Source organism: Fusobacteria bacterium ZRK30, from assembly GCA_024628785.1.
Classification (GTDB): domain Bacteria; phylum Fusobacteriota; class Fusobacteriia; order Fusobacteriales; family Fusobacteriaceae; genus Psychrilyobacter.
The window spans coordinates 918,352-934,783 of record CP102405.1 but is presented as its reverse complement, the minus strand read 5'-3'; the positions used below and the strand labels follow the sequence as shown (position 1 = coordinate 934,783).

The window sequence follows — 16,432 nt, the reverse complement described above, 5'->3', positions numbered from 1 at the left end:
TCTTTGCCCTCTCTCATCTACAGATATCCGTTTTATGGTTATTAAAAGTAAAGAGAAAGAATTATATCTCCAATATTTTTATCCCATCTTCCCAAACAGTTATTTTTTTATCTTCGGATACCTTTATAGCTAAGCCATATTTAGACCCGCTTATTGCAGCAGCAGTTCTGGCCCCTTCGACCTTCTCCTTACTTCCATTCATATCCAGTTTCACCAATCTGCCGAATGATAAAAGGTTAAATTCATTGTCCAGGGTCACAGCACCATCTACTTTAGATATTAGCTTCAAATATTCAAAATTATGATTTTTTATTCTGGTATTATTGCCATCCTTTAAAACTGTCCTTTTATATATGCTGTTGTCTTCATTTCCCCCTACAAATATCTTTTCCCTCTCTATTTTTTTTATACTTCTCTCTAGAATTATAAAAAGTCCTCCCTTGCCTTCTTCCAGGAGGTTTTTAATGAGGCAGACCAAAACATCTACATTCATTATAATATTTTCAATTATATCTTTTTTTTCTATTTTATCATTAAAAAGGTGAAATACAAAAGAATCCATGTAAAATTTTTCTATAATCAAAAATTTTAATATATGAAAAGATTTTAACTTCCATTTCCCTCCCCTGTATGAAAGGTAGTTGTCTATAGAATTCTGTAAATATAATTTTAACTCTTTATTTTTAATTTCCATATAGATATAAGGGAATCTCTCTCTCTTTTCCTTATTATAAGTGTTAAAAAGAACTTTAGATGAGATCATCTCTTCGTTAGAATATTTAACCAATTTTTCTATCTTTTCCTCACTCATCTTAAATCCAGCCTTAACTTCTACACTTATACTGTCTTTATCTATATAGCTTAAAATGTTTTTAGATAACATGGATATAAATGAGATTAAATATCCGTTATTTTGACTCCTTAGTTTAACCAGCATCCTCTCCTTGAACACCTTATTTTTCTCATCATTTACTCCTAATCCATAACCTCTGAAGTCACTATCAATGATCAACACCAAATTATCCCCATTTAACATCTTCAGGGATAGTTTCTCTTTAAATATCTCCTCTATTTTTTTAGGAGTATCAAAGGGAAGGAAATTTAACCCCATTTTTTTCAATTCCTCTGGGATAATTTCCCTGTTTTTAAAAAGTAATATATTTAAACTTGAATTTTCACTTTCATAAGTTTCATTACATATCCTTTTTATGGTATCCATAAAGTTCATCTGTTCACTTGTGACTACCAACTTTTCCTTTACCATGTGCCCTATTAATTTTTGAGAAAATTCCTCTATCAGATCGGTAAAGTAGATATTATTATTTTCCTCATAGTATTCCTCTAAGATTATATCCAAGATCTCAAAAATCTCACCTATATGTTCCAGAGTTTTCTTAATAAATTTTGAATTAAATTCAGGTATAAATTCCACATGATTACCATGAGCTTTTAGCTTTAATTGTACCCCTAAATACTCACTGAGCTTCTCTAAAAATTCCCCATAATACTCTATTTTTTTCATTTAGCCCCCTTTTTGTTTCTGAAAATAATATTCTTTAAGGAATATTTAGTGGGCTTTTTGGATTTATTTTTATATTCCAGATGATATTTCTCCATCATCTCTGCCATCCCTTTTCTCTCGTCATCGGTTAATATCTTAAACATCTCTAAAAATTTTAACTTCTCACTGAGTGGTTCTCCTCCGAGCAACACATAGGCCATGGAATAAAATATACCTCTTTTCTCTATTACATTTTCCCCTGTTTCCTGGACTATTTTATTGGTTACAAAAATTATTTCTCTTTTTTTAGTCTGGAGTATAGTTTCTAGGTCTCCTATCCTCTTTAATTTAAAATAGTTCAATAATTTTATTATCTCTACTGGGGCTTCCTCCCTGGCCTCTTCCTCTAAGTTAAGTTCTGCCAGAGTCTCTCTAAAAAGTTTATTCAAGATAATATTATTTTCCATAAAATACCTAATGGTTATATTATTTAACGGGCTATCACTAGGCATATTTTTCCCCATCTTCATAGAATCATGTACTTTTTCCTCATATTTTATCAGATCCTGTTTTATATTTACAAATTCCTTATCAGCTAACTCCAGTAAACTTGCGACTCTAGAGAAACTTCTTATCAATTCATCTGGGATTCCTATCCTGCTTTTATACCCCAAATCATGTTCTATGGTAGCCCAAGTATGCTGTAGAAGACTCCTTATCTGAATCTCAAACCTTATCCCTTTAAATTTTTTATATTTCTCTTCCAATGGAAATGAAACTACATAATGCAGAGACAGATATCCAAAAGATCTAGGATCCAATGCTTTTCTCTTATCGATAGTATTTTTTTCATCTATCACAAAAAATTCTTTTATTTTTTCAGCAGCTATGTCTACCTGATCCTCCATAAAAGTAACTACTCTGACTCCTACAACATCGGTAATATCGGATAACCTCTGGTATTTTCTCCCCTTATCATGAATTTTTTTGCTCAAACTTCCCTTGGTTTTTATTCGAAAATCTATACTTTGAAGTCTATAATCCCTGTTTTCAATCTCATTTTCAAAGATCTCTTGTATAACCTCTACCATCTCATTATAGACAGGCAGCATCTTATCGTATTTCTTTAGAAATCTGTCTACTTTTATATTTTTCATGATTTCCTCCTAATCACCTATATTTCCAACAATAATTTGTCTAATTTTAACATCTCATCTCTCTTTTTTATAGCTCCTTCAAAATCCAATTCTCCAGCTAACTGACTTATTTCAGCCTTTAATCTTTCTATCTGCTCTACTATATCCTTTTTAGAACTATATACCATTACCTCTTCATTTATCTCATCTATATCTAAACCATAATCGAGATTTAAAAGATCTTCCGATATCTCATTTATAGTGGATCTTGGATCTATATTATTATTTATATTATATTCTAGCTGTTTTTCCCTTCTTCTGTCTGTTTCTGAGATAGCTTCTGCCATAGATTTTGTAATAACATCTGCATACAGGATAGCTTCTCCCTCTATATTTCTGGCTGCTCTTCCCATGGTCTGTATCAGTGATCTCCTGCTCCTTAAAAACCCTTCCTTATCTGCCTCTAATATAGCCACCAAGGATACCTCTGGAATATCTAATCCTTCCCTCAATAGATTTATTCCTACTAATACATCAAATTCCTTTTTTCTTAATCCCCGAATTATCTCGATTCTTTCCAAAGTATCTACCCCGGAATGCATATATTTCACCCTCACTCCTAAATCAAGGTAATATTCTGTCAGCTCCTCTGCCATTTTTTTTGTCAGGGTAGTCACTAAAACACATTGTTTTTTCTCTACCCTCAACCTTATCTCCTCCAGAAGATCATCCACCTGGTTTTTAGTCGGTTTTATTATTATCTTAGGCTCTACAATCCCTGTAGGACGAACCAGTTGTTCTGCTACAGACTCACTATTTTCCAATTCAAAGTCTCCAGGGGTGGCCGAAACAAATACCATCTGCCCTCCTACCTCTCTGAATTCTTCAAATTTTAGGGGTCTGTTGTCTAAAGCAGATGGTAACCTAAATCCATTTTCCACTAAAGTTGTTTTTCTGGACCTGTCTCCCTTGTACATCCCGCCAATCTGGGCCAGTCCTATGTGGGATTCATCTATAAAGATTAAAAAATTATCGGGAAAGTATTCCAGTAGTGTATGGGGTTTCTCTCCCTCTTTTTTACCCGACAGATATCTGGAATAGTTTTCTATCCCCTTACAGTAACCGATCTCCTTTATCATCTCCAGGTCATACTCAGTTCTCTGTTTTATCCTCTGGGCTTCCAGAAGTTTTCCTTTGTTTTCAAATTTTTCCACCTGGATCTCCAGATCATTTTTTATCTCCTCCATGATCTGCTCCAATTTCTCCCCTTCTGTCAGGTAGTGGGTAGCTGGCATGATCATTATCCTCTGAATATTTCTTTTTATACTCTGACCTGTAAGGGTGTTTATTTCAGAGATACTTTCCAGTTCATCCCCCCAGTATTCCAGCCTGTACCCACTTTCCTGATAAACAGGATAGATATCTATAATGTCTCCCTTGACTCTGAATTTTCCCCTCTCAAAGGCTATATCATTTCTTTCATACCTTAAATATATTAATTTTTTCATAACTTCATCTCGGCTCATACCGCTCTTAAGATCGATAGCCAGGGTCATCTTCTTATATGTTTCAGGTGATCCTAATCCATAGATGGCCGATACAGAAGCTACTATTATAACATCTTTCCTGGTTAAGAGGGCCGCAGTAGCCGAATGTCGCATTTTATCGATCTCATCGTTGATAGATGAGTCTTTTTCTATAAACGTGTCTGTAGAGGGAATATAAGCCTCTGGCTGGTAGTAATCATAGTAGGATACAAAATATTCTACTGCATTCTCAGGGAAAAACTTTTTATACTCCGAATATAGTTGTGCTGCCAGAGTTTTATTGGGAGCCATAATAAGAGCCGGTCTATTGGTTTCCTTAATTATATTGGCTATGGTAAATGTTTTCCCTGATCCCGTTACTCCTAATAATGTCTGATCCCTATAATTATTATTTAACCCCTCTACCAGAGTTTTTATAGCACTTGGCTGATCTCCTGTAGGGGTGTAATTTGACACTAATTTAAACATCTTAGCCCTCCCTGTTTCATTTTTTTTAATCAAGAAAGATAAAAAAAGAGTAGCTTAAGCTACTCTTTTTTATCTTTCCTATATTTTAACTGTTTTCCTGTTAAATTTCAAAAAATTCCATTTTGTTTCTGCGGTTATTATTGCTATAAAGATAGCAAATCCTCCAATAATCATATTTACAGTCAATAACTCTCCCAATAAAACCACTGAAAACAAGGTTCCAAAAACTGCTTCTGTGGATATAATTATCGCTGTCTTTGTAGAAGTTGTATGAGCTTGTGCCCAGGTTTGCAGAAAAAATGCCAGCATTGTTGTGACTAATCCCACATAAAATATAGCTGCCCAAGTATGAGTAGATATCACTGGAGGCAGTGTTTCTACACTAAATGCTGTCACAAAGGCAAAGATCGATGCAAAGATCATCTGTAAGAAACAAAGGATAAAAGGCCCTGTTTTGTCCACATAATAACCGTTAGAAACTATGTGTCCTGCAAATAAAAATGCACAGATTAGAGATAAAAATTCCCCATATCCAAAACTCATATTATTTCCTGTAGATAAAAACGCTGTCCCTAAAAAACAAATAATAACTGCTGCAAAAACGTATTTATCAGGTTTTTTCTGAGTTACAGCCCAATATAAAAAAGGTACTACGACTACATTTACCCCTGTCAAAAAAGCATTTTTAGACGGTGTCGTATACTGTAATCCTACTGTCTGTGCTCCAAAAGCCAAATACAATAAGATCCCTACTAAAAATCCTCCCAATATATCCTCTTTTTTCATCTTCTTTATCCTATTAAAAAAAATAACTCCTAGAGATATTCCTGCTATTAAAAATCTAAATCCCATCATATAAAATGGTGATATCCCTGCATCCAATAGTATCTTGGTGGCTACAAAGCCTGACCCCCATACAATTGATACCAATAATAATGTTACATCTGCTACTAAACTTTTTTTCATTTTAATCACCTTTCCCTTTTGTATAACCAAAATGCTAACCTAACCTACAGATATAATAAATTGAAATATTCACTATATTCATCTTCTTTCCACCTATATATTCTACTTCTTCTTCACAAAAAAAGATAATTCATTTTATTCATCCTGTATATGTTATACTATATATTATATTCATCCTAGAAATATTTTGATTTCATTTGCTATCCTAATCTTTTCTTGTAGAATTATAAGTAAAATTTTCCTATAAAATGGAGATGCCTCTTATTTTACATAGAGAATAACGGCAAATTTTCTCTAGAGATGCGTTTATAATACAGTAATTAATACAACTTTATTCTAAAATAATCTATATGATTCTAATTTATTAAGAAATTAGAGGTTTTCTCTTTCAGAATAAGTATATTTATACAAATAAATCTGAATAAATTACCCAAAGGGAGTTGGACATAATGTTAAGAGCAAAAAGCTTATTTATAGTAACAATTTCTAGTATCGTAGTCTTTATCTTGATCTTTTTTAATCTAAAAAAATCGGTAGAAAAAGATTACGAGCAAATAGAAATTGGAATATCTAAATCCATATACAAATTGATAAACAATGAGTTTCGTAGTTTATATTCAAACTTAGAAAGACTTAATGTTGATTGGTCTAAATGGGATGACAGCTATGAGTTCATAGCTTCAGAGGATCCTAAAATAAAAGAAGATTATACAAGGAGTAACTTAGTCGATACTCTTTTAGATGATTTAGATTTAAACCTTGTTATCTTTTTAGATGATCGTGGGGAAATAGTATACCAGACAAGTTATGACAACGACTCCGATAAGGCTCTTTCTTTAGAAGATATCAGAAAACTAAAAAATGAAATAGAGTTTCATAATGAAAAAATAGGGATGATAGCCAGGAAAAATAATAAGATTTTAATTTTTTCCAACTTAGGAATAACAGACAGCAATAATTTGAAAAAGCCAGTAGGTAACTTAGTTATGGGTTATTTTTTAGATGAAAATAAATTGAAAACTTTAGAAGAAAAATTAGGAATCCCATTTAATATATTAGGCGTTTCTGAAGACTCAAAATATCCATATGAAATTAAGATAGAAAAAGATACAGTCCTCAATAAATTCTATATTCCAACCCTTTCTAGTCGGAGTATTATCTTGGAAAATCAAAGAGATGCCAATATATTATTTTTAGGAAAAGAAAATATAAAAAAATATATAGTGATGCTGTTAATAAACTTTTTAATTTTGATTTTTGTTATCTATATCTTTATGGAAAGATTTATTGTAAAAAGACTGAGAAATATGGAGCATTCAGTTAAAGAGATAATAAAGCATAAAGATCTGGGGAAACGTCTTGAAATCAGCGGGAAAGATGAAATTGGAAATTTAGGAAAAAATATAAATAATCTCTTAGAAGATATTGAAATAATGAAAAAAAGACTCTATAGTCTGGCCACTTACGACGTAATGACAGGAATACTTAACAGGCATATCGGACTGGAAAAATTAGATAAAAAGTTTAAACTTGTTAAGAAAAAAAGAGGAAATTTGGTAACTGTTTTTATCGATATAAATGACCTTAAATATGTAAATGATCGATTTTCCCACGAAGAAGGAGATGAATTAATTAAAAATATTGTTAAAATTATAGAAGATAACCTAGAGCCGGAAGATATCTTCCTCAGGTTTGGAGGAGATGAATTTATCCTGGGATTCGACAGGTTAAACATAGTAGAAGTAAGGAAGTTATTTAATGAAATTGAAAAGCAATTTGAAAAATATACTAAAAATAATTCAAAACAATACAAAACCAGTATAAGTGTTGGAATGGTCGAGTGTTCTGGAGATGATACCTTGGAAGAATATATCAACCTAGCAGACATAGAGATGTATAAGGATAAGAAAAATAAGAAAAAATTACCTGAAAGAAAATATATAGAAGTATAATAAAAAAAAGAGAACTAAATTAATTTAGTTCTCTTTTTTTTATACTAATTTTAAATACCCTATAGCTTCTAATTCTATTTTCTCTACTCACCTTTCATAAATTTTTCCACACAAGACCTGCAAAAACAACCACCTGTATTATTTTTTTTTGCTTTTTTTAATTTTTCCAAAACTTCCTTTGGGATCTTTACATTCATACACCAGCAAGTATGAGGGTCTTTTCCATTTTCATGAGCACAATTATTCTCATTCCCGCAAATAGGACATATTTTTCTATCCATAGTTCTCCTCCTGACTAAATTTTATTATAATTCAATATTAAAATTAGGAGACAGAACAACCCATCTCCTAATTCAATATTAATTTATTTTCCCCATCTAGATAAACTAGATATTAATTCCGGGAATGCTATTTCCATAGCTTTAGCATTTAAGTTATTCAATTCTAAAGTAGTTAAATTTTTCTTCTTAGATAGTTCTACAAGTTTCACTGTATCCTTTGATATCTCAGCACTATAGATTGATTCTCCATCAAAAAATTCCTTTCTTTCCAACCATTTATTCAATAATTTTCTTACCTTCGTTCTGTCTTTATCCGTCATCTCATCTTCAGTTTTTTTATTTAATTCCAAGATATAATTTCTTTCTTTTTCAGTCGCAACCACTGTCATCAAATGCTTTGAAGTAGTAGGATAAACAACATTATATCCAATTACCAAATTCTTTACAAGTTCCTTGGTATCTTTGATATTTTCATCTTTTAACTTATATTTTCTCTCTAACTTGTTCAGATATTTTTTAGTTAATTTATTGAATTCTTCAATATCTTTATCTGTGATTTCTTTAGTTTTCAAACTATTTAAAAAGACCTCATCCTTACCATCTTTTTTTATAACTTGTCTAGTTGTCAAATAGTGAACCGGTTCTTCATTGTTATACCAGTCAGATAAAATAGATTCCCTTATTAGTATATCATCCATTACTTTGTATGGTTCTTTTAACGTTTCTGTAGTGATCTTATACTTACTAGTATCTATATCCAGAGATGAACATGCTCCTAAAAATACTACCATTATTGCCAATAAAATTTTATTCATTTTCTTCATAGTCTACACCCTTCCACAACATTTTTTGTATTTCTTTCCAGATCCACAAGGACACAAGTCATTTCTACCTACTTTATCAGAAACTCTAGATTCTTTAGCTGAATCTGTGTTCCCTTCCGAATCATCATTAGCCTCATATCTTATATTTTTATTTCTATTTTTTGCTTCCTTTATCTCTACTTCTCTCTCTTCAGGTACCCTGATCTGTACCTTAAACAGGTAAGAAATAGTCTCTTCTTTTATAGTTTTTAGCATCTTAGCATATAAATCTCCAGAGATTAATTTATATTCTGTAAGTGGGTCTTTTTGTCCATATGATCTAAGATAGATTCCCTCTCTTAAGGCATCTAAAGTCTTTAAATGTTCCCTCCATCTAGAGTCTACTATCTCAAATAATATATATTTTTCCAACTTTCTCATAAGTTCAGTACTAAATTCTTCCTCTTTGGCTTTATATTTTTCTACTATTTTTTCAGATAAAGAATTAGAATATTCCTCGATAGTCAAACCTTTATATTCTTCCTTATCCTCTATGACATAATCAAACAGTTCTTCTATTTTTTCTACTAACCCGTCTATATCCCAGTCTTCTTTAAATTCTCCTACGAATTTTTCAACAACTTCACATGAGACAGTATCAGTTAACATCCCAAAAACAGTTTCACTAAGATCATCTTTTTCTAAGGCTGTATTCCTACTCTCATAGATAGCTTCCCTCTGTTTATTGTTAACATCATCAAATTCCAATAGATTTTTTCTGATTCCAAAGTTTCTGGCTTCTACTTTTTTCTGTGCATTTTCAATGGCTTTACTTATCATACTGTGTACAATAGGCTCCCCTTCCGGCAACCCTAATTTATCCATTACAGCAGCTACTCTTTCCGACCCAAATAATCTCATAAGCTCATCTTCCAATGAAAGATAAAATTCTGTTGCTCCCGGGTCACCTTGTCTACCTGATCTACCTCTTAATTGGTTGTCTATTCTTCTAGATTCATGTCTCTCTGTACCCAGGATAAATAATCCACCAGCTTGTAATACCTTTACTTTCTCTTTTTCACACTGAGATTTATATTTTGCTAATACTTCCTCATAGTTAGGAGCATCAATCGTTCCAACTTCATCCAAAGTCAAGAATTCCGGGTTACCCCCTAACATGATGTCAGTTCCTCTTCCAGCCATGTTTGTAGCGATAGTAATTGATTTATATCTACCAGCCTGAGCTACTATATCTGCTTCCTTTTCATGGAATTTAGCATTTAAAACCTCATGAGGTATTTTTCTCTTCTTCAAACGCTCAGATAAAACTTCTGAACTTTCAATAGAGATTGTTCCTACTAAGGCAGGCTGTCCATTGGTATAAAGTTCTTCAATTCTTTCTATTATGGCATTTATTTTTTCATCGTGTGTTTTATAAACTAAATCCGGGTTATCCAACCTTACTATGGGTCTGTTTGTAGGAATAACTACTACTCCTAATTTGTATGTATGCATAAATTCAGGTGCTTCTGTTTCAGCAGTACCTGTCATTCCAGATAATTTTTCATACATTCTAAAGTAATTTTGTAGTGTTATGGATGCTAAAGTCTGGTTTTCTCCAGCTACTTTTAATCCCTCTTTAGCCTCTAAAGCCTGGTGCAGACCATCTGAATATCTTCTGCCTTCCATGGCTCTTCCTGTGAACTCATCAATAATTACGATTTGACCATCTCTAACTAAATATTCCTTATCTCTATAAAATAATTCCTTAGCTTTTAGAGCCTGCATCATATAGTGAGTCAACTCTACATTTTCAGGAGAGTATAAGTTTTCAATATCTAATTCTTTCTCTATCTTAGCTATTCCTTTTTCTGTCAGAGTGATATTACTTGATTTTTCATCTACCTCATAATCTTTCCAAACATCATCCGGGATATTCATCTCTTTTTTCTTCTTTATATCCTTGATTTTTTCCGTTTCATAACTTCTAACTAATTTTTTAGATACTCCATCAAATACTTTATACCATTTTTGAGTATCTGCAGCTGCCCCTGATATGATAAGCGGTGTTCTAGCCTCATCTATTAAAATTGAGTCTACCTCATCTACAATACAGAAATGAAGGTCTCTCTGAACCCTGTTTTCCACTCTAGATACCATGTTGTCTCTCAAATAATCAAAACCGAATTCACTGTTTGTTCCATATGTAATATCAGCTCTATAGGCTGCCCCTCTTTTATCCATAGGCATGTTATTGTATAGCACATCTGAAGTTAATCCTAAAAAGTCATATAATCTTCCCATTAATTCTCTGTCACGGGTAGCAAGGTAATCATTTACTGTTACCACATGAACCCCTTTACCAGTCAGCGCATTTAAATATACAGCCAGAGTTGCAACTAATGTTTTTCCCTCTCCTGTTTTCATCTCAGTTATTTTTCCTTCGTGTAGGACTACTCCACCTATCATTTGTACATCGTAGTGTCTCATTCCAAGAACTCTTACAGCACCTTCTCTTACTACTGCAAAAGCTTCTACTAAGATATCATCTAAAGTTTCACCCTTATCTAATCTCTCTCTAAACTCTATAGTTTTAGCTTTAAGATCTTCATCTCCTAATTTTTTTATCTCAGGTTCTAAGTTATTGATCTCATCTACAATAGCTAAAATCCTTTTTATTTCTCTGTCATTTTTTGTTCCAAAAATTTTCTTTACTAAGTTACCGATCATCTGTCATTACCTCACTCAATTTTTGATTTCTCAAAGTCAGAAACTTTGATTTCAATACACTTCACCGCTTATAATGATAACATAAAAAAGGAGAGACCGTCAATCAAACCAGAAATAAAAAACCTAGTCTAAACCATTTAAAAATAAAGGCTTAGACCGCATCTCTATAAAAAAAATATACTAAAAAATTATAAATCCTTCCTTCTAAGACTTTATAATTTCTTTATTCTTCTTTCTTTCATTATCGAAGTTCTTTAGGGATTAAGTAAGGACTCAAATAAAACATTCATAAAAAAATTTGCTAATCCTTCTCTTTACCCTGTATTATAAAGTTATTATTGGTAACTTTAAAGGAGAAATGAAATGAAACTTGATAACCTCGATGAATTAATTCAAAATAAAAATGTAAAACTCTATCTATTAAGTATTTTAATTGGTCTTTTTACAGGACTAGTCGTCGTAGCTTATAGAGCCTCCCTTACCTTCATTACCAACCTTAGAATAGAAACTTTTTCTAAAATTACCCTAGGTAACTATCATTTATTTGGAATAACTATTATAGCTTTTATCTTTACTGCCATATTACTCAATAAACTCATCACAAAATATCCAATGATAAAAGGAAGTGGAATTCCTCAAATAAAAGGTGTTTTACTTATGCAATTTGAATTTAATTGGATAAAGGAACTCATTTATAAATTTATAGGTGGAATTCTTAGTGTTGGAAGTGGCCTATCTCTTGGAAGGGGAGGGCCGTCTATCCAATTGGGGTCGCAAATTGCATATGGAGTTAGAAAAATATTTAAGGGGTCTAATGTCAATGAAAAGTTCCTCATTAGCAGTGGTATCAGTGCCGGCCTTTCAGCAGCTTTTAGTTCCCCACTTGCTGGTATTATTTTTACCATTGAAGAGATCCATAAATACCTTACTCCTGTACTTTTAATCTGTATCTCCTTAGCTAGTATCTCGGCCGAAGTTGTTACCCAATTTATCTTGGGAGATAATAGATTATTTGACTTCAAAGGGATCATCCCAAACAGTCTCGACAAATTTGAAAATTTTATATTTATATTCATATTTGCAATCTTAATTAGTATTTTAGGGGTTATATTCACAACTTCTCTCCTAAAATTTCAAAAATTTTATTTACAGTTAAAACTTACTCCACTTTTTAAATCTTTAGTCATCTTTGCTATTTCTATTACGGTAGGTATCTTTATCCTTGATATTCAAGGAGTTGGATATAAATTAATATTAAAAACTGGACATGAAACATTTTCATTTAAACTCATTGCCGCCTTATTATTAGGAAAACTAATATTTACTATTTTAAGTAATGGTCCAGGGTTCCCCGGAGGTTTATTTCTTCCCAGTTTGGTTTTAGGGGCTCTATCTGGAAATTTATTTGGTCTACTCTTAGAAGCACTTTCAAGTGACAATAAAAATCTACAACAGTATTTTATGGTCTTAGGAATGGCTGCATTTTTTACAGCTGTTATGAGGACCCCTCTTACAGGTAACATCCTCCTTTTAGAGATGACCGGTTCTTTCGACTATTTATCTAGTCTTATCTTAGTTACCACGGTTTCTTATATCACTACTGAATTAATGGGGATTCGTCCAATTACCAGTGTTTTATATGAAAATTTAGAGAAAAGTAAAAATATTCATCGAAAAGAGCTGAGTAAAAATTCTACAATTTTCAGTTCCCCTATCTTAGGAGGTTCATGGTTAGATGATATGGAAGTCAGTAAGGTCAAATGGCCTCATGATTCCCTTTTGATAAAGATAAAAAGAGACAGCTACGACATCATTCCTAAGGGCAACACAAAAATACTCAGCGGTGACACCCTTTTCATCCTTACTAATCAAGCCAGGGAAAAAGAACTTAAACCGATAATTTTTGATTTAGGAACAAAACCTAAATCAACTTAGATATAAATTAATTTTCTTTCTAAATTATGATTTTTTTGATATAATATTGTTTTAAGGAGGGTTTAATTTGAAAAAACTAAATAAAGGATTTACAGTAATTGAGCTACTTATAGTTATTGCTATAATAGGTATTTTAGCCACAACTTTAGCTCCAAAACTTTTAAAAGAGATAAGAAAGGCAACAGTAGCCGAAGTTCAGCATAATTTAGGTGTAATCAGATCTAGGCTATCCCTAGATGACACTTTATCAGAGGAATTTCCAGATTTTTTTCTTGATGAAAATATAGATAAAACGAATTTATTAAAATCTTACAGCATCGAACCTACCCCTGCATTTACAAATTCAGATGGAATTAGTCATAAAGAAACTTCCCAAGTTGTTACTCCTAGAGATAATACAGGAGGATGGTTCTACATTAGAGAAACAGGTGAGATTTATGCTAATCTTCCAAATGGAGCCTATACAAAAGATAAAAAATACGAGATATGGGATGAACTAGGTTCAGAGGACAATAATAAACCTGTAGATCCAGATACCGAAAAAAACGATTGGGAGAATATGGGTCTCCCTTCAACAGAATCAGATTCTGTTTTTACTGGTAGTGGTGGAGGTTATTACGAGAACCCTTGGGGAAGTGGAAAATATGTTACTTCTATTAATCCAGGTGTTGGATATTTAGGTATCGATGGTGCTAAACTAAATGGTAATTTTCATATTTTTATCGACGACAAATTAATAAATAATGGTTCAGGAACTCCAAACTACAGTGGCCAAGGAATCAATATTCCAAATCATAATATAGGCGTTACCCCTGATAGTTCTAAAAAATTGAAAATAGCATTTGAATATATAGATAAATCTGGCCATATAAAATTAATTTATAAAGAGATTGATTTATTTAAAGTCAATTAATTTAAAATTAAAAAAAAGATGCAATTATGCATCTTTTTTTGATGATCCTTATTTTGTCAGCTCTAAGAACTCCTCCTCAGTAAGAATTTTTACACTGCCCAATTCTTCTGCTTTTTTCAGCTTGCTTCCTGGTTTTTCTCCGACTATAAGATAGTCTAATTTTTTAGATACACCAGACATATTGGTCCCGCCTAATTTTTCTACGATATCTTTGATCTCCTGTCTCTTAAAGTGAATCAATTTCCCTGTAGCCAGGAAGGTTTTTCCTACAAACTCCTCTAGGTGGGCTCCTTCATCTACCTCTTCTATCTCAAAATTAACCCCGGCATCCTTTAATTTTTCTAATATTTTCATATTGTCTTCGTCTCTAAAGTATCCATATACAGATTGGGCTACCTTTCCTCCTACACCATCTATGGATAACAGATCTTCTACTTCCATCGTTGCTAAATTTTCTATATTTTTACTCTCTTTAGACAGCAATCCTCCTAAAAATTTACCTACAAAGGGAATTCCCAGGGCATAGAGGGTTTTAGAATAATCTAATTTTTTACTCTCCTCGATAGAGGTAAGCAGTTTTTCTATACTCTTGCTTCCCAGGTTATCTAATTTTTCCAGCTCATCTTTTTTTAGATGAAGTTCGTAGAAGTCACTTATTTCCTTTAAAAATCCTAATTCTATAAATTTTTCCACTATTTTTGATCCGCCAATTATATTCATAGCATCACGAGAGATAAAATATTCCATCTTCCCTTGTAATTTTGCTCTACAGTGGGGATTCATACATTTTAAATTTACTAGTCCTTCCTCTTTTTCTAACTCTGAATCACATACAGGACAATTTGTAGGAGGGATAATTTTCCCTTCTGTTCCGTCTCTTAGTTCTTTTACTGGTTTTACAACCTGGGGAATTATCTCAGCAGCTTTTTCAATAAATACTGTATCTCCAATTTTTATATCTTTTCTGAGTACCTCATCATAATTATGAAGACTGGCACGCCTGACTATACTTCCAGATACTTCTACTGCTTCCAATTCTGCCACTGGAGTGACCTTCCCTGTCCTTCCTACCTGCCAAGTTACATCATTTAATTTTGTAGTCACTTGTTTAGCAGGGAATTTGTAGGATATAGCCCATCTAGGGGCTTTAGTTGTGGCTCCTAATTCTTCGTATAAACTTAAGTTATTGACTTTTATTACCAGTCCGTCGGTTTCATAGTCCAAATAGTTCCTTTCGTTTTCCCAGTATTCTATTCTGGTTCCTAAATATTCTATAGTTTCACAGAGATCATAGACCTTTGTAGTTTTAAATCCCAGTTCTTCTAAATATTTTATGCTGTCAATATGAGTTTCAAACCCCAACTCCTCACTGTCCACCAGATAATATATATAGGCATCCAGATTCCTCTCTCCTACAATGGCAGCATCTTTTTGACGAAGGGTTCCCCCGGCTGCATTTCTAGGATTAGCAAAGACTTCCTCTCCTGACTCCAACCTTTTTTTATTCACTGATTCAAATTCAGTCAGAGGTAATACGATCTCTCCTCTGACCTCTATCGATACATTTTCCTTTAAATATTTAGGGATAGAATTTATCTGCATTATATTCTCAGTTACATCTTCTCCTACTTTTCCATCACCACGGGTTACAGCTTGGATTAAACGGCCATTCTCATAGTGGATACTTATGGAAATTCCATCTAATTTTAATTCCAGCACATAGTCTACCTGGGTATTATCGTTTTCCATACTGTCCTTATTTAAAATCCTTTTTACCCTACCGTCAAAATCTTCTAAATCTCCTAAATTATAGGTATTGGATAGACTCAGCATTGGTTTTTTATGGGTAACTTTCGTAAATTTACTATCTTTTAGCCCTCCTCCTACAACTACTGTAGGAGAGGTTGCTGTCTTATATTCAGGGTTTTCTGCCTCTAATTTTTCCAATCTTTTCAATAACTTATCATACTCTACATCTGAGATTAAACTTTCATTTTTTTCATAGTAGTAGTAGTTATGTTTATGGAGTTCTCCCCTTATTTTCTCTATCTCTGCTTTTATAGTTTCTCTATCTTTCATCATTGTTATTCTCCTCAAAATTTCTTTTTTTATACTAAATTATATCATAAAATTTAAACCCCTGAAACAGATATCATAGATTTTTATCCCTTTCTATTCCAATTTCAGTTTCCTAATGGCA

11 protein-coding genes are annotated in these 16,432 nt (G+C 32.5%); 3 read left to right on the top strand and 8 right to left on the bottom strand.

The window, feature by feature from the left end; translation table 11 throughout:
- Nucleotides 1-61: 61 nt before the first annotated feature.
- The 4 genes from NRK67_09610 to NRK67_09595 all read right to left on the bottom strand — a co-directional run bounded on the left by NRK67_09610 (nucleotide 62) and on the right by NRK67_09595 (nucleotide 5,618).
- A complete protein-coding gene (locus NRK67_09610) occupies nucleotides 62-1,522 on the bottom strand; it encodes a diadenylate cyclase (GenBank protein UUV19668.1) in 1,461 nt (486 codons plus the stop codon).
- Entirely contained in the window at nucleotides 1,519-2,658 is a 1,140-nt protein-coding gene (locus tag NRK67_09605; protein ID UUV19667.1) for a hypothetical protein, read from the bottom strand. The genes NRK67_09610 and NRK67_09605 overlap by 4 nt, the downstream gene beginning before the upstream one ends.
- 17 nt (nucleotides 2,659-2,675) lie before the next feature.
- On the bottom strand, nucleotides 2,676-4,652 hold the full coding sequence (gene uvrB / locus NRK67_09600) for an excinuclease ABC subunit UvrB (protein UUV19666.1): 1,977 nt from the start codon (nucleotides 4,650-4,652) through the stop codon (nucleotides 2,676-2,678).
- A gap of 78 nt (nucleotides 4,653-4,730) precedes the next feature.
- A complete protein-coding gene (locus NRK67_09595) occupies nucleotides 4,731-5,618 on the bottom strand; it encodes a DMT family transporter (GenBank protein ID UUV19665.1) in 888 nt (295 codons plus the stop codon).
- Nucleotides 5,619-6,067: 449 nt separating this feature from the next.
- Here NRK67_09595 and NRK67_09590 point away from each other — a divergent pair, with 449 nt between their 5' ends.
- Entirely contained in the window at nucleotides 6,068-7,570 is a 1,503-nt protein-coding gene (locus tag NRK67_09590; GenBank protein ID UUV19664.1) for a diguanylate cyclase, read from the top strand.
- Between the two features lie 83 nt (nucleotides 7,571-7,653).
- Here NRK67_09590 and NRK67_09585 read toward each other — a convergent pair whose 3' ends face one another.
- The 3 genes from NRK67_09585 to secA all read right to left on the bottom strand — a co-directional run bounded on the left by NRK67_09585 (nucleotide 7,654) and on the right by secA (nucleotide 11,384).
- Nucleotides 7,654-7,851, bottom strand: coding sequence for a cysteine-rich CWC family protein (locus NRK67_09585; GenBank protein ID UUV19663.1), 198 nt, complete (start codon nucleotides 7,849-7,851; stop codon nucleotides 7,654-7,656).
- A gap of 83 nt (nucleotides 7,852-7,934) precedes the next feature.
- A complete protein-coding gene (locus NRK67_09580; GenBank protein ID UUV19662.1) occupies nucleotides 7,935-8,675 on the bottom strand; it encodes a hypothetical protein in 741 nt (246 codons plus the stop codon).
- Between the two features lie 3 nt (nucleotides 8,676-8,678).
- A complete protein-coding gene (gene secA / locus NRK67_09575) occupies nucleotides 8,679-11,384 on the bottom strand; it encodes a preprotein translocase subunit SecA (GenBank protein UUV19661.1) in 2,706 nt (901 codons plus the stop codon).
- Between the two features lie 363 nt (nucleotides 11,385-11,747).
- On the opposite strand from secA, the gene NRK67_09570 reads away from it, so the two are divergent.
- Together NRK67_09570 and NRK67_09565 are read left to right on the top strand one after the other, a co-directional pair.
- A complete protein-coding gene (locus NRK67_09570; protein ID UUV19660.1) occupies nucleotides 11,748-13,319 on the top strand; it encodes a ClC family H(+)/Cl(-) exchange transporter in 1,572 nt (523 codons plus the stop codon).
- Between the two features lie 67 nt (nucleotides 13,320-13,386).
- The gene (locus tag NRK67_09565) at nucleotides 13,387-14,232 is read left to right on the top strand and encodes a type II secretion system GspH family protein (protein ID UUV19659.1); all 846 of its coding nucleotides are present in this window, start codon (nucleotides 13,387-13,389) and stop codon (nucleotides 14,230-14,232) included.
- 48 nt (nucleotides 14,233-14,280) lie between these two features.
- On the opposite strand, the gene ligA is transcribed toward NRK67_09565, so the two are convergent.
- Nucleotides 14,281-16,314 (bottom strand): NAD-dependent DNA ligase LigA, encoded by a 2,034-nt coding sequence (gene ligA / locus NRK67_09560; GenBank protein ID UUV19658.1) that lies wholly within the window; start codon nucleotides 16,312-16,314, stop codon nucleotides 14,281-14,283.
- Nucleotides 16,315-16,432 lie beyond the last annotated feature (118 nt).